This window comes from Bacillus sp. FSL R5-0585 (assembly GCF_038004545.1).
GTDB lineage: Bacteria > Bacillota > Bacilli > Bacillales > Bacillaceae_G > Bacillus_A > Bacillus_A cereus.
The window spans coordinates 1-22,789 of record NZ_JBBORJ010000003.1 but is presented as its reverse complement, the minus strand read 5'-3'; the positions used below and the strand labels follow the sequence as shown (position 1 = coordinate 22,789).

Below are 22,789 nucleotides of genomic sequence, written 5' to 3'. Positions count from 1 at the left end.
TTTGAAAAAATAGGATTGACACTTTTCTAAATAGTCAGTATTATAAGAATATGAATGACTATTCATTCAGTCATCTTCTTGAAGGGGACAGTAAAGTGAAGAAAAATAGACCGAAATACAATCAAATTATTGATGCGGCAGTCATTGTGATTGCGGAGAATGGGTACCACCAAGCGCAAGTTTCTAAAATCGCAAAGCAAGCTGGGGTAGCTGATGGCACGATTTATTTATATTTTAAAAATAAAGAAGATATATTAATATCCTTATTCCAAGAGAAGATGGGAGAATTTGTCGAAACAATTCGTCAAAAAACAGCAGGAATTGAAAGCGCTGTATCGAAGTTATTCATGTTGGTAGAAACGCACTTCTTGCTGTTGTCGCAAAATGATCCTCTTGCTATCGTTACGCAATTAGAGCTAAGGCAGTCCAATCAAGACTTGCGCCTTAAAATAAATGAAGTATTAAAAGGCTACTTACAAGTTATGGATGAGATTTTAGAGACTGGTATAAAACAAGGTGAATTTCAAGCAGATTTAAATGTTCGCGTGGCAAGACAAATGATCTTTGGAACAGTAGATGAAGTTGTGACCAATTGGGTAATGAGCGATCATAAGTATGATCTGGTCGCACTTTCAAAAACGGTACACGGGCTACTTATTGCAGCTTGTGGTTATCGTCAATAATGGGAGGGATCATGTTGAAATTCCTATCTGTAAGAGTTGAAGATCATATTGCGGTGGCGACGTTAAATCACGCACCAGCGAATGCGATGTCTTCACAAGTTATGCATGACGTTACTGAATTAATTGATCAAGTGGAAAAGGATGATAACATTCGTGTTGTTGTTATTCACGGTGAAGGACGTTTCTTCTCAGCAGGAGCAGATATTAAAGAATTTACATCTGTTACTGAAGCGAAGCAAGCAACAGAATTAGCACAGCTTGGACAAGTTACGTTTGAGCGTGTTGAAAAATGTTCAAAACCAGTTATTGCGGCAATTCATGGAGCGGCACTGGGCGGCGGCCTTGAGTTTGCTATGTCTTGCCACATGCGCTTTGCAACTGAAAGTGCAAAACTTGGTTTACCTGAATTAACACTTGGATTAATTCCTGGCTTTGCAGGTACACAGCGCTTACCACGTTATGTTGGGAAAGCGAAAGCTTGTGAAATGATGTTAACAAGTACACCAATTACTGGTGCAGAAGCATTAAAGTGGGGACTTGTTAACGGATTGTTCTCTGAAGAATCATTTTTAGATGATACGCTTAAAGTTGCAAAACAAATTGCTGGAAAAAGTCCAGCAACAACTCGTGCTGTACTAGAGTTATTGCAAACGACAAAATCGTCTCATTACTATGAAGGTGTACAACGTGAATCACAAATTTTTGGTGAAGTATTTACGAGTGAAGATGGAAGAGAAGGTGTAGCCGCATTTTTAGAAAAGCGTAAACCTTCATTTAGTGGCAGGTAGTTCAATTATTTTTTAATATAAATTAACAGAAAATTAAAATTGATAGAATCTTTCTGAAAAACAAGGGGGTAAATGGAATGAACATCTACGTACTCATGAAACGAACATTTGATACAGAAGAAAAAATCGTAATTAAAAACGGTGCAATTTACGATGGCGAAGCGGAATTCATCATCAACCCTTACGATGAATATGCAATTGAAGAAGCAATTCAAGTAAGAGACGCACAAGGTGGAGAAGTTACAGTTGTAACAGTCGGTGGCGAAGATAGTGAGAAAGAACTTCGTACTGCATTAGCAATGGGCTGTGATAAAGCGGTATTAATTAATATTGAAGATGATGTAGAAAATGGTGACCAGTTCACGACAGCAAAAGTACTTGCTGAATATTTAAAAGATAAAGATGCAGATTTAATTTTAGGCGGAAACGTTGCAATTGATGGTGCATCTGGACAAGTAGGGCCACGCGTAGCTGAAGCGTTAAATATTCCATATGTAACGACAATTACAAAACTTGAAATTGACGGTACAAATGTGAAGATTGAGCGTGATGTTGAAGGTGATACAGAAGTGATTGCAACTTCATTACCAGTTTTAGTAACAGCACAGCAAGGTTTAAATGAACCTCGTTACCCATCGCTTCCAGGTATTATGAAAGCGAAGAAAAAGCCACTAGAAGAATTAGAATTAGATGATTTAGATTTAGAAGAAGATGATGTGGAAGCAAAGACAAAAACAATTGAAATCTATTTGCCTCCTAAGAAAGATGCAGGAAAAGTGTTACAAGGCGAGCTGCAAGATCAAGTAAAAGAACTTGTATCGTTGCTCCATACAGAAGCGAAAGTAATCTAATAAAATACGAAATTATATATGCAGGAGGGAAAATCTATGGCTCGTAAAGTATTAGTAATGGGTGAAGTTCGTGATGGATCGCTACGTAACGTTTCGTTTGAAGCGGTAGCAGCAGCAAAAACAATTGCAGAAGGCGGTGAAGTAGTAGGTCTTCTAATTGGAGACAGCGTTGCCTCTTTTGCAAATGAATTGATTCATTACGGTGCAGATCGCGTTGTGACAGTTGAAAATGATAAATTAAAATCATATACATCTGATGGTTATGCACAAGCGTTTTTAGCTGTACATGCTGAAGAAAATCCAGAAGGTATTGTCTTTGGACATACGGCACTTGGTAAAGATTTATCACCAAAATTAGCAGCGAAGCTTGAAGCTGGTTTAGTTTCTGACGTAACTGCTTTAGAGGTTGAAGGTGGAAATGTTATCTTCACTCGTCCAATTTACTCTGGTAAAGCATTCGAGAAGAAGATTGTAACAGACGGCATCTTATTTGCGACAGTGCGTCCAAATAACATTGCAACTCTGGAAAAAGATGAGTCTCGCAGCGGTGACGTATCTTCTATTACAGTTGATGTGAAAGATTTACGTACAATTATTCAAGATGTTGTCCGTAAAACAGCAGAAGGTGTGGATCTTTCTGAAGCGAAAGTTATTATCGCTGGCGGACGCGGTGTGAAGAGTGAAGAAGGATTTAAACCATTAAAAGAGTTAGCTGACGTACTAGGCGGCGCTGTTGGGGCATCTCGTGGTGCTTGTGACGCTGAATACTGTGAGTACTCATTACAAATTGGTCAAACTGGTAAAGTTGTTACGCCAGACTTATACATTGCATGTGGTATTTCTGGTGCGATTCAGCATTTAGCAGGTATGTCTAACTCAAAAATAATCGTTGCGATTAATAAAGATCCAGAAGCAAGTATCTTCAAAGTAGCTGACTACGGTATTGTTGGTGACTTGTTCGAAGTTGTACCTCTTTTAACAGAAGAGTTTAAAAAGTTAAAAGTACATTCATGATTTAAGTACCCTTGAGTTCCAAGTGAAGTACCCCTATATATAGAAAAAGGTGAGAGATCCCCTGTCTCTCATCTTTTTAGTATTTAATCCATATTTTTATATAGTATAAAGGAACATTTTTTTGTTACAATACATAACGATACATATTATTCGCCACGTATATAAGTTAATGATATACTCTTGGTAGAATATACTTGAAGGAGGAAATAAAATGGCAATTGTAAACGCAAATGACCAAAGCTTCGCAGCTGAAACTAGCGAAGGTGTTGTATTATTAGATTTCTGGGCACCTTGGTGTGGACCTTGTAAAATGATCGCTCCTGTATTAGAGGAAATTGATGCAGAACTAGGCGAAAAAGTAAAAGTAGTAAAAGTAGACGTTGATGAAAACCAAGAAACTGCTCGTCAATTCGAAGTAATGAGCATTCCAGCTCTTTTCGTATTAAAAGACGGTAAAGTAGTTGATCAAGCGTTAGGTTACAAACCGAAAGAAGCGTTAGTAGAATTAGTTTCTAAACACTTCTAAAATAAAAAAAGCTACCATTTGGTAGCTTTTTTTATTTTCTTTTTTACAGTCTTTCCGTTACAATGAAAGAACGTATGTTGGGTGTTTGGGCATAGTATGTTTTCAAGGGAAAATAAAAATGCTAAGTATGTAGAAATGGAGGGAGACGAGTGCACGAACATTTGAAAGAGAAGTTGGCTATTTTACCAGATCAACCTGGTTGTTATTTGATGAAAGATAAGCAAGGAACGGTTATATATGTCGGAAAGGCAAAAGTGCTTAAAAATCGTGTGCGCTCGTACTTTACTGGTTCACATGATGGGAAAACACTGCGGCTTGTAGGAGAAATTGTTGATTTTGAATATATTGTAACCTCTTCGAATTTAGAAGCACTTATTTTAGAGTTAAATCTAATTAAAAAATATGATCCGAAATATAATATTCAATTAAAAGATGATAAAACATATCCTTTTATTAAAATTACGGCGGAGAAGCAACCGCGCTTACTCATTACTCGAAACGTAAAAAAGGATAAAGGGAAATATTTTGGTCCTTATCCAAATGCACAATCTGCTCATGAAACGAAAAAACTGCTAGATCGTATGTATCCACTTCGGAAATGCACGAATATGCCAGATAAAGTTTGTTTGTATTATCATATGGGGCAATGTTTAGCGCCTTGTGTGAAAGAAGTGACGGAAGAACAAAATAAAGAAATTGTAGATGAAATTATTAAGTTTTTAAATGGTGGACATAAAGAAGTTCGTTCAGAACTAGAAATAAAAATGTATGAGGCCTCAGAGAAACTAGAGTTTGAACGTGCAAAAGAGTTGCGTGATCAAATTGCTCATATTGATGCGATTATGGAAAAACAAAAGATGATTATGAGTGACTTAGTGGATCGTGATGTGTTTGGGTATGCAGTGGATAAAGGATGGATGTGTGTTCAAGTTTTCTTCGTTCGAAAAGGAAAGCTAATTGAACGTGATGTTTCTATGTTTCCAATTTACGATGAACCAGAAGAGGGTTTTTTAACGTTTATCGGCCAATTTTATGAAAACAGTAGTCATTTTAAGCCGAAGGAAATTGTCGTTCCAGGAAGTATAGACTCGGAATTAGTAGAGCGCTTTTTAGAAGTGGAAGCGACGCAGCCGAAACGTGGTAAGAAAAAAGACCTTGTAGAATTGGCAAATAAAAATGCGAAGATTGCTCTGGAAGAGAAGTTTTACTTAATTGAACGTGATGAAGAACGAACGATTAAAGCGGTAGATCATTTAGGGAAGCAGCTTGGGATTGAAACGCCATATCGTATTGAAGCGTTTGATAACTCAAATATTCAAGGAACAAATCCCGTTTCTGCAATGATTGCTTTTATCGATGGGAAACCGGCGAAGAAAGAGTATCGAAAATATAAAATTAAAACGGTTCAAGGACCAGATGATTATGAGTCTATGAGAGAAGTTGTGAGGCGCCGTTATACAAGGGCGCTTAAAGAAAATTCACCTTTACCTGATTTGATTATTATTGATGGAGGAAAAGGCCATCTAGCGGCTGCAAGTGATATTTTAGAGAATGAGCTCGGATTATATATTCCGATGGCAGGTCTTGTAAAAGATGATAAACATAAAACCTCCCATTTAATTATTGGGGATCCACCGGAACCTGTGATGCTTGAGAGAAATAGCCAAGAATTTTATTTATTGCAGCGTATTCAAGATGAGGTGCATCGATTTGCGATTACATTCCATCGTCAATTACATGGGAAATCTGTCATTCAATCAGCATTGGATGATATTCCAGGAATCGGTGATAAACGGAAAAAGGTATTGTTAAAACATTTTGGTTCATTAAAGAAGATGAAAGAAGCTTCTATAGAGGAATTTGTCGAAGCGGGTATGCCGAAAAATGTCGCGGAGACGATTTATACGTATTTAACAGATAAGAAGACGTTGTAGTTTACAACGTCTTCTGTTTTTTGGTATAATTTCTGAAGATTTAAAATAAACGTATCTGAATGAAAATACAAAAAAGTCAACTAAACTGATATGTCTAGTTGACTGTAGGTAATGCTTACACTTCAATGAGATCTTTTATATCCCATTTTACAAGAAATGTAATAGAGTCAGAACGTTTTTTCTTTTCTTCGTATGACTCCGCAACGACGTTCCGTTGCTTTTGGATTTGTTCAGCGATGAATCCGGCTTCTAGTTGATAAGAAGAATGTCGTTTTTGTTTTTGACGTTCTGCGATGAGTGTGCCTTTAAGTTGGAACTGCATTTCACGACGCTTATGTTCAACAATGCTTAAAGTGCCCCAGCCAGCCTTTTCAAAGAATTGAATGACTTCTTCAATTGTTTCTAGCGGATATTTTCTTGCAAGGTTTCTACCAGACCAGTATAAAATACCATCTAAATCGTTGCCGATTAAATCAGGTAGTAATTCTTCACGTAGCAATTCATAAGCGAAGGCGTTCAATGAAACATCTTCTAAAGATGTTGTATCGATTGTATTTTTACTCACAATATTCCCCTCTTTCTATAGGGATTATTATATAACATTTCACATTTATAAAAACAGATTTTTCTTTAGGAAAATCTGAATATATAAGAAGAAAAAAAGAATTGGCAAATTATATGCAAATTATGTATACGTTTTCTTGACGCTTCGACAAAAATAGGAGTAAAATGAACTTGGTATCAAATTATGCTGAAATATTTCGAATAATTTTTTCAGTTTTTCTTATGCCAATAGTGAAAAAACATTATTGTCATAAACTAATCTGAAAACAGCAGTCAAACATTCAAGGGGGGTAATGGGGACATGAAAGGCCGCGAGTATACGTTTCGTAAGTGGCACTCATTAATGGGGGTCATCCCGGTTGGTGTCTTTTTGACGCAACATTTAATTGTAAACAACTTTGCAACACGAGGAGCAGAGGCTTTTAACAAAGCTGCAGGCTTTATGGAGCTCCTTCCATTCCGGTATGCGCTAGAAATTTTCATCATCTTTTTACCGATACTGTACCATGCTATATATGGCTTATATATTGCATTTACAGCTAAGAACAATGCGGTTTCTTACGGTTATTTCCGTAACTGGATGTTCGTCTTCCAAAGAATTTCAGGTATCGTTACGCTGATCTTCATTTCTTGGCACGTCTGGGAAACTCGTATTCAAGCAATGTTAGGTAAAGAGGTAAACTATGATATGATGGCAGATATTTTAAACAATCCAGCTATGTTTGCATTCTACTTAGTTGGTGTTGTTTCAACAATTTTCCACTTTGCAAATGGACTATGGACATTCTGCATCAGCTGGGGAATTACAGTATCTCCACGTTCACAAAGAATCTCTACTTATGTAACATTAGCTATTTTCTTAGGTTTATCTTATGTAGGTGTGAGTGCATTATTAGCGTTCATCGATCCACAGCTAGCAAACCAGTAAGGAGTGGGAGAGCATGAAAGGGAAACTTATAGTAGTCGGCGGTGGCTTGGCTGGCTTAATGGCAACGATTAAAGCGGCAGAAGCAGGAGTAAATGTTGAACTGTTTTCTTTAGTACCAGTAAAACGTTCACATTCTGTATGTGCTCAGGGCGGAATTAACGGTGCCGTAAATACGAAAGGTGAAGGGGATTCTCCATGGATCCACTTTGACGATACAATTTATGGTGGGGACTTCTTAGCGAACCAACCACCAGTTAAAGCAATGTGTGAAGCAGCACCTGGTATCATTCATTTAATGGACCGTATGGGTGTTATGTTCAACCGTACGGAAGAAGGACTTCTTGATTTTCGTCGATTTGGTGGAACGCAACATCACCGTACAGCATTTGCTGGTGCAACAACTGGACAGCAATTACTTTACGCATTAGATGAGCAAGTACGTCGTCACGAAGTAGCAGGACTTGTAACGAAATATGAAGGTTGGGATTTCTTACGAGCTGTTGTTGATGATGAAGGTGTGTGCCGAGGAATCGTTGCACAAGACTTACAAACTATGGAGATTAGAAGTTTCGGAGCAGATGCCGTGATTATGGCAACAGGGGGCCCTGGTATCATTTTCGGAAAATCAACAAACTCCATTATCAATACAGGTACAGCAGCTTCTGCTGTATATCAACAAGGCGCATATTATGCAAACGGTGAGTTCATTCAAATTCATCCAACGGCAATTCCTGGAGACGATAAATTACGTCTTATGAGTGAATCTGCACGTGGTGAAGGTGGACGTGTTTGGACATATAAAGATGGTAAACCATGGTACTTCTTAGAAGAAAAATATCCGGCTTACGGAAACCTTGTACCTCGTGACATCGCAACGCGTGAAATCTTTGATGTTTGCGTAGAGCAAAAACTAGGTATTAACGGTGAAAACATGGTGTACTTAGATCTTTCTCATAAAGATCCAAAAGAACTAGATATTAAACTAGGTGGAATTATTGAAATCTATGAGAAATTTACAGGGGATGATCCTCGTAAACTACCGATGAAAATCTTCCCAGCTGTTCACTATTCAATGGGCGGACTATGGGTTGATTATAAACAGATGACAAATATTCCAGGTTTATTTGCAGCAGGTGAGTGTGATTATTCTATGCACGGTGGTAACCGTCTTGGTGCGAACTCACTATTATCAGCAATTTATGGTGGTATGGTAGCAGGACCAAACGCAATTGAGTATATGAAAGGTCTTTCTAAATCATCTGATGCTGTTTCATCTACTGTATATGAGCAAAATGAATTAATCGAAACAGAGAAATTTAACAATATTTTAACGATGGATGGTAACGAAAATGCGTATGTTCTTCATAAAGAGCTTGGAGAATGGATGACAGATAACGTTACAGTAGTTCGTGAAAATAAAAAATTATTAGAAACAGATGCGAAAATTGAAGAATTAATGGCTCGTTACAAACGTATTAACATTAACGATACAGCAAGATGGAGTAACCAAGGTGCTTCATTTACACGCCAACTTGCAAATATGTTTGAGTTAGCACGTGTTATTACAATTGGCGCATATAACCGTAATGAGAGCCGTGGGGCGCATTACAAACCTGAATTCCCAAATCGTGATGATGCAAACTTCTTAAAAACTACGATGGCAAAATTTGAGGGAGAAGGAAATGCACCAGCATTCCATTACGAGGACGTTGATATTTCGTTAATTAAACCACGTAAACGTGATTATTCTTCAAAACACGATGTAGCTGCTAAGGGTGAAGAGAAGGGGGATAAACAACATGTCTGAGAAAACAATCCGCCTCATCATTACGAGACAAGACGGGCCAGATGCGCAAGCGTTTGACCAAGAATTTGAAATTCCATATCGTCCGAATATGAATATTATCTCAGCACTTATGGAAATCCGTCGTAATCCTGTTGATTCAAAAGGGAACCAAACAACTCCGATTGCATGGGATATGAACTGCTTAGAGGAAGTATGTGGTGCATGTTCGATGGTGATTAACGGAAAACCACGTCAATCATGTACGGCACTTATTGATCAATTAGAGCAACCAATTCGCTTAAAACCGATGAAGACGTTCCCGGTTGTACGTGACTTACAAGTTGATCGTAGTCGCATGTTTAATGCTCTAAAACGCGTTAAAGCGTGGATTCCAATTGATGGTACGTATGACCTAGGTCCAGGACCTAGAATGCCTGAGAAAAAGCGTCAATGGGCTTATGAGCTTTCAAAATGTATGACATGTGGTGTTTGCTTAGAATCATGTCCAAACGTAAACAGTAAGTCTGACTTTATTGGACCAGCACCGTTATCACAAGCTCGCTTATTCAACTCACATCCAACGGGTGAAATGCATAAAGCAGATCGCTTACGTGCAATTATGGGAGATGGAGGACTAGCAAACTGTGGTAACTCTCAAAACTGTGTGCAATCATGTCCGAAGGGTATTCCTTTAACAACTTCAATTGCGGCATTAAACCGTGATACAACAATTCAATCGTTCAAAGATTTCTTTGGTAGCGATAATAACTATTAATAAATATTGCCTCTTCATATCGAAGAGGCAATATTTATAACTGTATTTTTCTGTTTATTCTGTTTATTTCGAGGTGAAAAGGAGAGATAACAATGAAGAGGATTTCTTATATTGAAGACTTTGAGCAATGGGAAAGTGGTTTTTCGTTTTACAACCCTGTAAAGGTTCGTTTTGGTGAAGTAGATATGTTTGGACATGTAAATAATGTCGTTGCTTTTACTTATTTTGAAGAAGCTCGTATTGCGTTGTTTAAAGAACTTGGATTTATGCAAGAGTGGACACATGCATCATCAGAAACGATGATCGTTGTTGCGGATTTACAATGTAATTTTATTAAGCAAATATATTTTGATGAACAGCTGAAGGTGTATGTAAAGGCAGGATCGGTCGGGAATTCTTCTTTAGATTTACATTATATGGTGAAGAATGCAGAAGGAGAGATTTGTTTAGTAGGTCGTGGAATGATGGTTCAAGCGTCGAAAAAAACAGGAAGAGGCGAGCCATGGCCTGAAGAATGGAAGAAGAAATTACTACAATAATAGAGTGAAAGAAAAATAAGAGAGCAATTTGCTCTCTTATTTTTTGTCTTCCATCGCTTCTTCTAATGTTAAGTGATGTTTATATAGGTATGTAGCGTATGGATTACCAACGTAGCGTAAGTGCCATGGTTCATAGGCATATTCTGTTGTATCTGTTTTATCTTCTAAGTAACGAATGACAAAGCCGAATTCATGAGCATGTTCCGCGACCCATTTTCCTTCTGCTGTCTCTCCGAAGATAGGCTCTAATTGAAATTTAGCTGATTTTGAACTAATATCCATTGCTAAACCCGTTTGGTGTTCACTTGTACCAGGAATTGCGCTTACCGAATTAGCTTCGGCTTTTCCTTGACGTCTAACGTATGTATCATGCAACGATTTTTGGCGTTTATATGAACGATAACCAGATACAGCTGTAAGATCAAGCCCTTCTTTTTTCGCAGCTTTGAACATGTTTTCAAGTGCCTCGGCAGCATCTTTGCGCAGCAATGTTTTTTCTTTATCTTTTGGACTAATAAATGGTACATTTGGTCTCGTTAAGTCTTCAGGAATGTATCCATCTGGTAGTTTTCGATGTTTATTAATTAAGACAAGATTAGATTTTGGATTTGTTACAACTGAAAAGTCATCGTCTATTTTCTTTGCATTATGATCAGCTTTTGGAAAAACAGGAATCTCTTCTTTTTTATGGTTATTATGCTTTTGACTTTCGACAGCTTTTGCTTCATTATGTAGTGGTGTTTTAGAACCAAAGTAAGCGAAAGATGTGATCCCGATTACAATAGTAGTGGCAGAAATAATTATTATCTTTTTCATGATGCCTTGTAATCACAGTCCCTTCTTCATAAAATGTATATTGTTTTTTTTATTATAAATCTAGTTTGTTGGAAAAGGAATATAAGAGTCATAACGTAATAGAAATGCAAAGAAAATGTCAGAAAATGTGTGAATTTGTAGTATTTTTTTATATAATTCATTTCTTATCTTTCATGATTTGCATTTTTTATGTAATATATATACATAAGAAGATGTAGCGATTATCGAGAATAAAGAACTTCTTGTATAGACTAGGAGTGAATGGGAATGGATTTTGCAACAATTATTGGACTTATTTTAGGATTTGTAGCAGTGGTAGTAGGGATGGTCGTCAAGGGCGCTGACGTAACAGCCTTATTAAATCCTGCCGCAGCATTAATTATTTTTATCGGTACATTTGCTGCAGTATGTATTGCATTTCCGATGAATCAACTAAAAAGGGTTCCAAAACTATTTAAAGTTCTTTTTGGTTCAAATAAAAAGGATTTAAGTTATGAACAGTTGCTAGAATTATTTGTTCATTGGACATCTGAAAGTAGAAAATACGGTATTTTGTCTTTAGAGCAACAATTAGACAAAATTCAAGATGAATTTCTTTTGCGCGGTATGAAATTTGTGATTGATGGCGTATCCGCAGAAGATTTAGAGCAGATTTTGGAATCTGAATTAGAAGCAATTGAAGAAAGACATGCAAAGGGAGCTGCTATTTTTTCACAAGCTGGTACGTATGCACCGACATTAGGAGTTTTAGGTGCTGTTATCGGTCTTGTAGCTGCGCTTGGTAACTTAACTGATATTGAAAAGTTAGGTCATGCTATTTCGGGTGCGTTTATTGCAACGATTTTTGGTATTTTTTCAGGTTATGTATTATGGCATCCATTTGCAAATAAGTTAAAGCAAAAATCTTCAGCTGAAATTGAGAAAAAACGTTTAATCATTGATTGTTTATTAATGTTACAAGAAGGTACATATCCGTTTATTATGAAGAACCGCATTTTAGGTGCACTTTCTGCAACTGAGCGTAAAAAGCTAGAAAAAGGAGCAGAAAAAAATGCGGAGTAAGAAAAATAGAAGAGGCAAAAAGAAAAAACATGATGAGCATATCGATGAAACGTGGTTAATCCCATATTCTGATATGTTAACGTTGTTATTTGCATTGTTTATCGTTTTATTCGCAATGAGTAGTATAGATGCTGCGAAGTTTAAACAGATGGCAGTTGCTTTTCGAAGTGAATTAGCTGGGGGAACAGGTAACAAAGAATTTTTAAGTGATCAAAAGCCAAATGATGAAAAAGAATTATCAGCAAGTAGCCTTGAGGCAGAACAAGCAAAAAAACAAGAAGAAGCTAGAGCTAAAGAAAAAAAAGAGATGGATGAATTGAAAGCATTACAAAAAAAGATTGATCAATATATTAATGAAAAACAATTATCTTCTTCTTTTCAAACTAAATTAACTGAAAAGGGATTAATGGTGACAATATTAGAAAATATACTGTTTGATTCGGGGAAAGCAGATGTGAAATTAGAATCTTTAGGGATTGCAAAAGAGATGTCTAGCTTACTTGTTTCAGCGTCACCTCGTGAAATTACAGTATCGGGTCATACGGATAATGTCCCTATTGCCAATGCGCAGTTTGCGTCGAATTGGGAATTAAGTACGCAGCGGGCAGTTAATTTTATGCAAGTATTACTGCAAAATAAAGAATTACAACCAGAAAAATTTAGTGCGATTGGATACGGAGAATACCGTTCAATTGCTCCAAACGATACACAAGAAGGAAAGGCAAAGAATAGACGTGTGGAAGTATTTATCTTGCCTTTAACAGAGAAAGTAAAATAAAAGAGGATGGCGAATGCCATCCTCTTTTATTTTACATCAAATGATTTTAAGTTGTCGCGACGGATTTTATCTTTTTCTGCATCTGATTTTTTGAAATCATAATCATATAAAGCGCCTTCCCAATCGCCATACATTGGATTCGGGAAAATAATGAATTTCTCACCAAATTGTGCTTTTGAATCTGCTACTGTTTGGTTACGATCTTTTACAGATTTTCCATCAAAACCTGTGAAATCAGATAAGTTATCACCGAAGAATAAGACAATATCATGGGTTTGAGAAACGAGTTCACGGCGTTTTTCTTTTCCTTTTTCTTTCGGATCTTGTAGTAATATATGTTCTTTCGTTGCTTGAGGAGCACCTACACGCTCAAGATTTTTAATTGTTGCATCTAGTTGATTCGTTTTACGATTTGAGATGTAGTAAATATCTACACCTTTAGACTCTGTATATTTTAAGAAATCAATTGCACCTGGAAGGGCTTCAGCTTCAGCTTTGTTAATCCAATCATCCCATTTGTAAGGATAGCCTTTGCCTGTTTTTACGCTCATTGCCTGATGAGGACTGTTATCTAAAACAGTTTCGTCTAAATCAAGCACGATAGCAGGTTTTTTCTCTGTCCCTTTTGCAAGAATTGCATCAAGCTTTAATTGACCAATGTTGTACCCTTGGTAGTAAAGTGCTTTCGTTTCACCGGCTGTTTGATACCATAAATCAGCCATTAATTGTTGTTCTGTTAATTTTACTTTCTCTTCTTTCGCCACTGTTTTCTCTGGTGTTCCTGAACATGCTACAAGTGATGTAGATAGAACCGCTACAGATAATAAAGTGGTAATGCCCCTCTTCATCTTCATATGTATCCTCCTTGATGTTAGAAAATCATTTTATATTATATATTAAAATATAATATTTTTATATGAACATTTGCATATTGTCTTTTGTATATATAGTAGTATGTCCTATATTAGAAAGATGAGCAAAATAATAATAGTTGTTTTGACAAGTTTTATTGTCGTAATGACAATTATAATTGACAAAAAGAACTTTGTTATTTACAATTTTAACTAAATAGAGTAAATGATGGATTCATGACGATGTTTACATATAAGAGGATGAAGCGTGGTGCTATATTTTGTCTTGAATAAACATAGTCTTTGAAAGAGAGTACGAATGATACTAAAGGGGAGGCTTTATACTTGAGTTTACAAATTCAAAACTTAACGAAACAATTTGGGGAATCAAAAGCAGTTAACGGTTTGCAAATTTCGTTACCAAAAGGTGAAGTACTAGGGTTACTTGGACGAAATGGTGCAGGGAAAACAACAACAATCAAAATGCTTCTCGGATTATTAACGCCTAATGAAGGTTCGATTACATGGGATGGAAAAGCATTTGGAAATAGTGTTGTAACAATTGGGTATTTACCAGAAGAAAGAGGTTTATATACAAAAAGTAGAGTAATAGATCAGCTGCGATATTTTGGTAGATTAGAAGGAATGTCGAAGAAAGAAGTGGATCACGCTATTGATCACTGGTTAGAGCGTTTAGCGATACCAGAATATAAATTTAAAACGGCTGGAGAGCTTTCAAAAGGGAATCAGCAAAAAATACAATTAATTGCTGCTCTTCTTCATAATCCGGAACTTCTCATTCTAGATGAACCATTCAGCGGCCTTGATCCAGTTAATGCTGGGATGCTAGCTAGTATTATTGAAGAACAAGTACAGAGCGGAAAGACGATTATTTTATCAAGTCATCGTATGGAACAAGTAGAGGCTTTTTGCCAACATGTATGTATTTTGAAAAAAGGTGAAGCAGTCGTAAAAGGACAGCTAAGTGATATTAAGAAAGAATACGGTTTCCGTAATTTAACGATTGAAGATACAGTAGAGAATGAAAAGGGATTAGAAGCTATACATGTATCGTATGAAAAACAACAAGGCCTTCTTTATGTGAAAGTACAAGACGATGCGGAAGCTCTCAAGATTTTGCAACAGTTGCAAGAGCAAGGTGTTAGCTTACGACAATTCAAAATGTTAGAGCCGACGTTAAACGAAATCTTTGTAGAGAGGGCGAAATAACGATGCGTAAATTTTCTCACGTATTTTCATTTTATTTTAGGGAAGCGTTTTTATCTAAGAAATCATTAATTACGAGTGCGATTTTATTTTTAGTTGTGTTTGGGATTTTTGCATTTAATCATTTTACTTCAGGCGATGATAAAAATAAGGATAAAGATAAAATTGCAGTTGTAGTAGAGAGTTCCACATATAAAGTACAAAAAGATGAGCTAAATAAGCTATTGCCATCAGCAAAAATAACAATTGGTTCAAAGGATGATTTTGATAAACTGCATAAGCAAGTAGAAGAAGGCGATTTAGATGGTCTATTCCATGTGACGGAAAAGGGTGGGGCTCCATCGATTACATATATGTATAATGGATTTCCAAGCCAAGCAACTTCTGCAATTATGGCAGGATATTTAAAGCAACAATATACGATGGTGACGATTGCCAAAAATAATGTTTCACCAGAAATTGCACAGCAATTACAAACAGAAATTCAAGTAAAGCAAGAAGCGATAAAAGATCGTACATCTTCTTTCGGAATTGCCTATTTCTTTACATTTGCTTTATATATGTTTATTGTAGCGTTCGGAAATACAATCGCAATGAATATTGCATCTGAAAAGGCGTCACGTGTAATGGAAGTAATGCTTCCGAAAGTGAAGCCTCTTACGATGATGTATGCGAAAATTTTAGCGGTTGTTTCAACGGCGTTATTGCAACTTGTCATATTGGCGTGTGGTTATCTTATTCCATATTTGTTAGGCTGGGTCGATTTAGAAAGTGCCTCACTATTTGGTATTCCAATTGACTTTACGAAATTAGATGCAAAGGTTATCAGCATGTTTCTTGTTTATTTCATTACGGGATATTTACTTTATGCGATGATGTATGCTGCTGCTGGAGCTGTCGTGTCTAAGACGGAGGATTTACAAGCTGTATCTTTCCCGGTAATGATTTTAATTATGGCTGCATTCTTTATTAGTATTAAATCATTAAGTGATCCGAATAGTACTATCGTTGTTGTAAGTTCTTACGTTCCATTTTTTACACCGATGGTTACCTTCTCACGTATTGTAGCTGGTGAAGCAGGTATGCTAGAAATTACGATAACATTAGCAGTCTTATTGGCGACAATTGCGGTATTAAATGCTGTTACAAGCCGCATTTACGTAAACGGCGTAATGAATTACTCAGATAAGGTGAAATTTAAAGATTTAGCGAAATTTATAAAGCGTCAATAATGAGAGAAAAGCATGATTTCCTATTGAAATCATGCTTTTTCTTTATGTATAAATTAAAAATAGTATATAATAATAAGAGTCGTCTTTTAATAGAATGAATAAAAAGGAGGGTGTGCAGATGGGGATTAGTAGTCGTTTTACAGTAGGTGTTCATATGCTGACATTACTTGCGATAGATCGAAACTCTCGCTGTACCTCTGAATGGATTGCCGGTAGTGTGAATACAAATCCAGTTGTGATTCGTCGCATTACAGGAATGTTGAAGAGAGCAGGACTTGTTGATGTACAAGCTGGTAAAGGTGGTACGACACTTGCTCGAGATTTAGAAGAAATTACATTACTTGATGTATATAAAGCAGTGGAAGTTGTAGAAGAAGGACAGCTATTTTCCTTCCATGAAAATCCCAACATTGAATGTCCAGTAGGAGCTAATATTCAATCAGTATTAGAAATTATTTTAATGCAAGCGCAAGAAGCGATGGAAAACGTACTTGCAAATGTAACGGTAGATCAATTAGTTACAAATTTAAAGTCTAAAATGAAAGAATAAAAAAAAGCGAGCTTCCTCATAATGAGGGCTCGCCTTTTTTTATTCAGAAATATTGAAAATTCTATTTTTCAGTATTTAAAATGAATTTACCTACGATAGCTGCGAAGATACCACCAAGAATTGGTGCTACGATGAATACCCATAGTTGAGAAAGTGCTTCTCCACCAACAAATAAAGCTGGTGCGATACTACGAGCTGGGTTAACAGATGTTCCAGTTAACGGAATTCCTAATAAGTGAATTAAAACTAATGTGAAACCAATTACTAGTCCAGCTAAAGAAGAACTTCCTTTTTTACCTGTTACAGCAACGATAACTAAAATAAATACGAAAGTTAAAATGAACTCAACTAAAAATGCTCCAGATAAACCAAGAGTTCCGAAACCATTTTGTCCTAAATTATCTAAAGGTGTTTTAGCAGATTTTAAAATTGTTACTAACGTTGCAGTTCCTAATAAACCACCTAAAATTTGAGCTAATACATAATAACAAAGTTCCATAGCGTTCATTCGTTTGTTGATGAACATAGCTACTGATACTGCTGGGTTAATGTGACATCCAGAAATTGTTCCGATGCTATATGCCATAGCTACAATAGATAAGCCGAAAGCCATGGCGATTCCTAATGTTCCAATTCCTTCAATTCCGTCGCCAGTGACAGCCACTCCAGTTCCGAATAATACAAGTACAAATGTACCAATAAATTCAGCGATTGCTTTTTTTAACATAATTTACCTCCTATTAATGCGCATGAAACGTATTATAACATAAGTTTTAGTATAAACAGCCAATGAAATACTATTCTGATAAGGCGAAATAGGGGGACAATAAAAAAGAGTATGGTTCATCTCTATAGAACCATACCCTTTTTTTATGCCGATTTTTTCTGTTTAACGACTGGAACAGAACGGTTTAAAATACTATTTGCAACCATTCCTAACATGATAATAATCATTCCGATGAGAGAAAGTCCTCCAGGGAGTGAACCATTTAAGAAAATGATTTCTCCAAGTACGGTAAAGACCATCGTTCCAGCTTGTGTTGCTTCAACAGCTCCAAGTAGAGCGAGGTTATCTTTTGCTAAGTCAGTAGCAAAGAAAAATGTCATCGTTGCAATAACGCCGGAACATAATGCTAACAAAAATCCTTGAAGCATTTGGTTGGATGTTGGAATGCCAGTAGTAGAAAATCCGTATATACCAAGCAAGATTGTTATAGGAAGACTTCCAATTGCCATTCCTAATACACGTTGGAACGTATCAAGGCGTCCACCAACAAGCTCCATCATTTTTCGGTTACCGAACGGATATAAGAAAGCGGCTAATACGACAGGTAAGAAACCTGAAATGAACTGAGTCATTGTAATATGGCCTGCGGCAGTTGCTTGCATACAAATTACACCAAGTAAAATAAATAATGCAACATATAAGCTACGAAGTGGAATTTTTCCACGTACAAGTTTCGTACCTGATTTTTTTTCTATTTTCACGAAAAATAGTGGTGATAGTAGTAAACCAGCTAAAATCGTAACTTGCCAAGTTCCAGCAACGAGCCAAGCTGGAGAAAAGACAGCTGCGAAACTTAATAAAGAATAAAAACCAATACCGGCAACAGAACCCCATCCGATCCATGCCAATGGATGTTTTTTTAACTCTTCCCATAATCCCCTAAAGTTTTTGCGAAATAAAACGATAAGGAATAAAATAGGAAGAGCAAATAAAAAACGGAAGGAAGCTGTCCAAGCCCAGCTCGTTCCAGATACATTCATTGCTCTATTAATAATAAAGGTTGCAGAAAAAAAGGCCGATGATAAAAGACCTAATAAAATTGCGCGCATGAAGTATAGCACTCCTTTCGAAAATAAATAATTATGTATAGTATAATATACTTTTTATTATTAGAAGTAAACTATTTTATACTTTAAGGTGGTTTTATATATGAAAGAAAATGAAGATATGCAAACGAAAGAAGTCATTCAACAAGTTGGACAGTTATTGAGACAAATTCGAAATGAACAGAAATTAAGTTTAGAAGAATTAGCCCATAAAACAGGAGTTAGTAAATTAACATTAGGAAAGATCGAAAGAGGGGAAACAAATCCGACACTAGCTGTCATTTGGAAAATAACGAAAGGGTTATCAATTCCTTTATCCAGATTAATGGTTGTTGGAGAACCTGTAGCTGTTGCGCGCTGTGGAGAAGGATTTGCAGTAGATGAAGGACAAGCGTGGCATTTAGAAACGATGTTCCGTTATACGAAAGAAACAGGGATGGAAATGCACCGCGCTTGTTTACGATCAAATAGTATATATGAGCCAGAAGCTCATCATGAAGGTGCGATTGAGCTTGTAACGGTAATGAAAGGGAAAGTGTCTATTCAAGTGGAGAATGATGTATACGAATTAAATGAGTTTGATTCCATTCAATTTGAAGCGAATAAGAAGCATATTTATAAAAATGAAGAAGAAGTAGTAGCGGTATTACATTTAACGATGAAATATTCTTCATGAAAAAATCACCTATAGGATTCTATAGGTGATTTGCTCTTCTTAAGTATGTGAAATAATGCCGTTAGTACGAACGTGGCATAAGTAATAAACAAATGAAATAAACTAAAAATCCTGTCCCAAAACATAAAACAGCAATAACCCAAATGATACGAATAAGAGTAGAGCTAATATCAAAATATTCTCCTAAACCACCACATATACCAAATAGCATTTTATCAGTTTCGGATTTACATAACTTTTTTGACATATTCCAATCAACTCCTTTTTATATCAAACTGCATACTTTTATTCTATATGGAAATTTATGAGAAGACTATGGGGTTGTATTACATTTTTTTGTGAGAAGTGATCGTATTAATTGTCTTAATTTTCAGTGGATATTAAACTTGTAGTTATGAGGTGATTTTTAATAAAGGGTGGGGAAATAGAGATGACAGTATATTGGTTGACTAACGTAATGCTTGAATCAGGATATACATATGAAGAAGAGAGAATTTCACAAACAGAAACAGAATTATGCAGTTTACTTATTGAAGATGGTCGAATTAAAAAAATTATAAAAGGGATTGTTCAAGAGGAAGAGATAGTAACTTTTGATGCTAAGAACTTATTAATGTTGCCAGCTTTCAAAGAGATGCACATTCACATTGATAAAACATATTATAGTGGCCCATGGAAAGCTTGTATGCCAGCAGAAAGTATTTTTACACGTTTTAATGAAGAAGAAAAAATTTTACCAAAGCAATTAGCGACTGCCCAAAATAGAGCGGAAAATATGCTAGAGTTACTACTGCAAAATGGTGCAACGAATATTAGAACGCATTGTAATGTTGATCCAATTATTGGGCTTGGTAATTTGGAGGCGACGTTAGCGGCATTAGAAACATATAAAAATCGAGTATCTAGTAGAATTGTTGCGTTTCCGCAACATGGATTATTGCGCAGTAATTCTGTGCAACTCGTGAAAGATGCGATGCGTATGGGGGCTCATCTAGTCGGAGGAGTAGATCCAGCTACAGTGGATAATGACATTGAAAAGTCATTACATACAATTATGGATATCGCAGTAGAATTTAATGCGGATGTTGATATTCATTTGCACGATGCGAATAATCTTGGAACGTTTACGATGAAGAGATTGGCAAGTTTAACAGAAGAAGCAGGATGGCAAGGCCGTGTAACGATTAGTCATGCACTTGGACTTGGTGGTGTTACTGATAAAGAGGCTGAAGAAGTGACAGAAAGACTCGCAAATGTAAATATTGATATTACTTCAACGGTGCCAATTGGTAAACAAGTAATCCCAATTCCGTTATTAGATAAAAAAGGTGTTAAGGTTTCATTAGGCAATGATAGCATTACAGATCATTGGTCACCGTTTGGAACAGGTGATATGCTTCAAAAGGCGAATCGATTAGCAGAGCGTTTTGGGTGGAGTGACGAAAGGTCTTTAGGAAAAGCACTCCGCTTTATTACAGGAGGAAAAGAAACGTTAAATAAGGAAGGGAAGCGAGTATGGCCGAATGTAGGGGATGAAGCGAGCTTTGTTTTGACGAATGCGACATGCGCTGCTGAAGCAGTAGCGCGTCAAACAGAAAAACGTTTAGTCGTGTATAAAGGAAATATTGTTGTTGGAAGTTTAAATGAGGTGGAATTAAATAATCTTGTGTAGAAGAATCGTTTAAATATTTTGAGGAGGGTTCTAATGGTGAGTATAGAACTCTTCTTTTTTATTCTTACAATATATTTTTATAGGAAAGCTAGAAGGGATGAAAAAATTGGACAATCAACATAACCAAAATCATATTATGGGAACTTTACAATGGTTTATATTTTTATTAGCAAATTCAATCGCACTACCAATTGTCGTTGGCGGATTATTTCATCTTACGACGGAAGAAATATTTTATTTAATGCAGCGTACATTTTTTGTAGTTGGTATATCTTCTTTTTTACAAGGATGGCTTGGGCATAGACTGCCAATTGCGGATGGGCCGGCTGGATCTTGGGTTGGTGTATTTACCGTACTTGCTTATGCAACGGCCGGACAAGATCAATTACATAGTACACTGCAAATTTTAGAATTAGGAATGATAATCTCCGGTGTTATTTTAATAGGATTAGGAGTAACTGGTTTTATAGGACGTATTTTATTTTTATTTACGCCGCTTGTGACAGGGACGTTTTTACTTTTATTATGTTTACAATTAAGTGGTGTATTTTTAAAAGGAATGTTAGGAATTACAGCTACTATTTCTCAAATCGACGGATTTACAGCAATGATCGCGTTTAGTATATTTCTGTTCGTTATTATACTATCTAATTTTGGAAAAGGCTTTGTCAAAAGTTATGCAGTTTTAATAGGATTAATTAGTGGGTGGGTTATTTTTCTCATTGCAGGAAAAGTGACAATCCCATCTCAAGTAACTCATTTTGTGCAACTTCCACATATATTTGCTTGGGGACTTCCAAAATGGAATACAGGTATGGCTGTATCAAGTTTTGTTATGGTATGTATTTTAGTTTCGAATACGGTGGCAGCTATTATAGCAATTAATCAAGCAACTATTCATAAAGCGACTATTGAACAAAAACAGTTGAAAGATGGAACATGGGTTGGAGGGATTTCGCATATCATCTCTTCTGTATTTTCAACTGTAGGTGTCGTTCCGTTACCAGCAACGGCAGGATTTATACGTTTAACAAAACAAAAGTATATACGATCGTTCTTAATGGCATGTGCGTTACTAGTCGTAATGTCTCTTTTTCCAAGTATTATTCGTTACTTAGCATCTTTACCATCAGCTGTCGCATCGGCTGTTTTAATGGCTTCGTTCGTACAGTTAATTGGAATTGGATTTAATAATATAAAACAAGTGCCGATGAGTGAAAGGAATGTGACGATTTTAGGCGTTGCAGTATTATTTGGCAGCGGCGTTATGTTTTTACCGTCTGGAGCACTCCAATCCTTGCCGTCTGTTATGCAATATATATTCGGTAATGGTTTATTTGTAGGTACGGTTGTAAGTATATTGCTAGAACAAATATGGCGCGTTGGAAAGTAAGTGGATAAAAAGAGTGTACGCACTGTATAAAAGTCTAAAATAACATAGGAAATAAAGCCCATTTTCATTCACCACCTGCACATTTCGTTCATACAATATCTTGACTAAATAAACACCCAACTTACACATACACAGCTCTGGCTTAAGCAAGGAGGGTTATACCAGTTGAAGGAAAAAGCGTATCAATCTAAACCTTTACTCACAAAGAGAGAGAGAGAAGTATTTGAATTGCTGGTTCAAGATAAAACAACGAAGGAAATTGCAGGTGAACTTTTTATAAGTGAAAAGACAGTTCGCAACCACATCTCAAA

24 protein-coding genes and 1 pseudogene are annotated in these 22,789 nt (G+C 36.3%); 19 read left to right on the top strand and 6 right to left on the bottom strand.

The window, feature by feature from the left end:
* Window positions 1-95: 95 nt before the first annotated feature.
* From MKY38_RS27995 to uvrC, 6 genes are all read left to right on the top strand, one after another.
* Window positions 96-683, top strand: a complete 588-nt coding sequence (locus MKY38_RS27995; protein ID WP_000742223.1) for a TetR/AcrR family transcriptional regulator — start codon at window positions 96-98, stop codon at window positions 681-683.
* 11 nt (window positions 684-694) lie between these two features.
* The gene (locus tag MKY38_RS27990; RefSeq protein ID WP_000911291.1) at window positions 695-1,471 is read left to right on the top strand and encodes an enoyl-CoA hydratase; all 777 of its coding nucleotides are present in this window, start codon (window positions 695-697) and stop codon (window positions 1,469-1,471) included.
* Window positions 1,472-1,548: 77 nt separating this feature from the next.
* Complete coding sequence (gene etfB, locus MKY38_RS27985; RefSeq protein ID WP_001029028.1) at window positions 1,549-2,322, top strand: electron transfer flavoprotein subunit beta; 774 nt, start codon at window positions 1,549-1,551, stop codon at window positions 2,320-2,322.
* Window positions 2,323-2,358: 36 nt separating this feature from the next.
* Complete coding sequence (gene etfA / locus MKY38_RS27980; RefSeq protein WP_000101946.1) at window positions 2,359-3,336, top strand: electron transfer flavoprotein subunit alpha; 978 nt, start codon at window positions 2,359-2,361, stop codon at window positions 3,334-3,336.
* A 211-nt stretch (window positions 3,337-3,547) separates the two neighbouring features.
* Window positions 3,548-3,862, top strand: a complete 315-nt coding sequence (gene trxA / locus MKY38_RS27975) for a thioredoxin (protein ID WP_001018943.1) — start codon at window positions 3,548-3,550, stop codon at window positions 3,860-3,862.
* A gap of 149 nt (window positions 3,863-4,011) precedes the next feature.
* Entirely contained in the window at window positions 4,012-5,796 is a 1,785-nt protein-coding gene (gene uvrC / locus MKY38_RS27970) for an excinuclease ABC subunit C (RefSeq protein ID WP_000544296.1), read from the top strand.
* A 115-nt stretch (window positions 5,797-5,911) separates the two neighbouring features.
* Here the strand turns inward: uvrC and MKY38_RS27965 are convergent, their stop codons facing one another.
* Window positions 5,912-6,361 (bottom strand): YslB family protein, encoded by a 450-nt coding sequence (locus tag MKY38_RS27965; RefSeq protein ID WP_000042226.1) that lies wholly within the window; start codon window positions 6,359-6,361, stop codon window positions 5,912-5,914.
* 300 nt (window positions 6,362-6,661) lie between these two features.
* On the opposite strand from MKY38_RS27965, the gene sdhC reads away from it, so the two are divergent.
* The 4 genes from sdhC (at window position 6,662) to MKY38_RS27945 (ending at window position 10,388) form a co-directional block, all read left to right on the top strand.
* Window positions 6,662-7,288 carry a succinate dehydrogenase cytochrome B558 gene (gene sdhC, locus MKY38_RS27960; protein WP_000678354.1) on the top strand — a complete coding sequence of 209 codons (627 nt, stop codon included), beginning with the start codon at window positions 6,662-6,664 and terminating at the stop codon, window positions 7,286-7,288.
* A 13-nt stretch (window positions 7,289-7,301) separates the two neighbouring features.
* Complete coding sequence (gene sdhA, locus MKY38_RS27955; RefSeq protein WP_000676750.1) at window positions 7,302-9,095, top strand: succinate dehydrogenase flavoprotein subunit; 1,794 nt, start codon at window positions 7,302-7,304, stop codon at window positions 9,093-9,095.
* Complete coding sequence (gene sdhB, locus MKY38_RS27950; protein ID WP_001291827.1) at window positions 9,088-9,849, top strand: succinate dehydrogenase iron-sulfur subunit; 762 nt, start codon at window positions 9,088-9,090, stop codon at window positions 9,847-9,849. Before sdhA ends, sdhB begins: the two co-directional genes overlap by 8 nt.
* Window positions 9,850-9,941: 92 nt before the next feature.
* Window positions 9,942-10,388 carry an acyl-CoA thioesterase gene (locus MKY38_RS27945; RefSeq protein WP_000822735.1) on the top strand — a complete coding sequence of 149 codons (447 nt, stop codon included), beginning with the start codon at window positions 9,942-9,944 and terminating at the stop codon, window positions 10,386-10,388.
* Between the two features lie 36 nt (window positions 10,389-10,424).
* On the opposite strand, the gene MKY38_RS27940 is transcribed toward MKY38_RS27945, so the two are convergent.
* A complete protein-coding gene (locus MKY38_RS27940; RefSeq protein WP_065222773.1) occupies window positions 10,425-11,204 on the bottom strand; it encodes a M15 family metallopeptidase in 780 nt (259 codons plus the stop codon).
* A gap of 267 nt (window positions 11,205-11,471) precedes the next feature.
* Here MKY38_RS27940 and motA point away from each other — a divergent pair, with 267 nt between their 5' ends.
* A complete protein-coding gene (motA, locus tag MKY38_RS27935) occupies window positions 11,472-12,266 on the top strand; it encodes a flagellar motor stator protein MotA (protein ID WP_000344859.1) in 795 nt (264 codons plus the stop codon).
* On the top strand, window positions 12,256-13,044 hold the full coding sequence (motB, locus tag MKY38_RS27930; protein ID WP_001256734.1) for a flagellar motor protein MotB: 789 nt from the start codon (window positions 12,256-12,258) through the stop codon (window positions 13,042-13,044). Before motA ends, motB begins: the two co-directional genes overlap by 11 nt.
* 26 nt (window positions 13,045-13,070) lie before the next feature.
* On the opposite strand, the gene MKY38_RS27925 is transcribed toward motB, so the two are convergent.
* Entirely contained in the window at window positions 13,071-13,898 is an 828-nt protein-coding gene (locus MKY38_RS27925) for a 5'-nucleotidase, lipoprotein e(P4) family (RefSeq protein ID WP_000782767.1), read from the bottom strand.
* 342 nt (window positions 13,899-14,240) lie between these two features.
* Between MKY38_RS27925 and MKY38_RS27920 the strand changes: the two genes are divergently transcribed.
* From MKY38_RS27920 to MKY38_RS27910, 3 genes are all read left to right on the top strand, one after another.
* Window positions 14,241-15,125, top strand: coding sequence for an ABC transporter ATP-binding protein (locus MKY38_RS27920; protein WP_070180530.1), 885 nt, complete (start codon window positions 14,241-14,243; stop codon window positions 15,123-15,125).
* Between the two features lie 2 nt (window positions 15,126-15,127).
* Complete coding sequence (locus MKY38_RS27915) at window positions 15,128-16,354, top strand: ABC transporter permease (protein WP_001224980.1); 1,227 nt, start codon at window positions 15,128-15,130, stop codon at window positions 16,352-16,354.
* A 118-nt stretch (window positions 16,355-16,472) separates the two neighbouring features.
* On the top strand, window positions 16,473-16,904 hold the full coding sequence (locus MKY38_RS27910) for an Rrf2 family transcriptional regulator (protein ID WP_000512998.1): 432 nt from the start codon (window positions 16,473-16,475) through the stop codon (window positions 16,902-16,904).
* Between the two features lie 61 nt (window positions 16,905-16,965).
* On the opposite strand, the gene MKY38_RS27905 is transcribed toward MKY38_RS27910, so the two are convergent.
* Window positions 16,966-17,631 carry an aquaporin gene (locus MKY38_RS27905; protein WP_000913209.1) on the bottom strand — a complete coding sequence of 222 codons (666 nt, stop codon included), beginning with the start codon at window positions 17,629-17,631 and terminating at the stop codon, window positions 16,966-16,968.
* Window positions 17,632-17,774: 143 nt separating this feature from the next.
* On the bottom strand, window positions 17,775-18,740 hold the full coding sequence (locus tag MKY38_RS27900) for a DMT family transporter (protein WP_070180529.1): 966 nt from the start codon (window positions 18,738-18,740) through the stop codon (window positions 17,775-17,777).
* 100 nt (window positions 18,741-18,840) lie between these two features.
* Between MKY38_RS27900 and MKY38_RS27895 the strand changes: the two genes are divergently transcribed.
* Window positions 18,841-19,413 carry a helix-turn-helix domain-containing protein gene (locus MKY38_RS27895; protein WP_065222775.1) on the top strand — a complete coding sequence of 191 codons (573 nt, stop codon included), beginning with the start codon at window positions 18,841-18,843 and terminating at the stop codon, window positions 19,411-19,413.
* Between the two features lie 61 nt (window positions 19,414-19,474).
* On the opposite strand, the gene MKY38_RS27890 is transcribed toward MKY38_RS27895, so the two are convergent.
* Window positions 19,475-19,660: a PspC domain-containing protein gene (locus MKY38_RS27890; protein ID WP_000038411.1), complete on the bottom strand. Its 186-nt coding sequence runs from the start codon at window positions 19,658-19,660 to the stop codon at window positions 19,475-19,477.
* A 183-nt stretch (window positions 19,661-19,843) separates the two neighbouring features.
* On the opposite strand from MKY38_RS27890, the gene MKY38_RS27885 reads away from it, so the two are divergent.
* From MKY38_RS27885 to gerE, 3 genes and pseudogenes are all read left to right on the top strand, one after another.
* Entirely contained in the window at window positions 19,844-21,085 is a 1,242-nt protein-coding gene (locus MKY38_RS27885; protein ID WP_065222777.1) for an amidohydrolase family protein, read from the top strand.
* Between the two features lie 97 nt (window positions 21,086-21,182).
* Window positions 21,183-22,478, top strand: a complete 1,296-nt coding sequence (locus MKY38_RS27880) for a purine/pyrimidine permease (protein WP_046393012.1) — start codon at window positions 21,183-21,185, stop codon at window positions 22,476-22,478.
* 165 nt (window positions 22,479-22,643) lie between these two features.
* Window positions 22,644-22,789: pseudogene (gene gerE / locus MKY38_RS27875) on the top strand (spore germination transcription factor GerE); the annotation flags it as partial.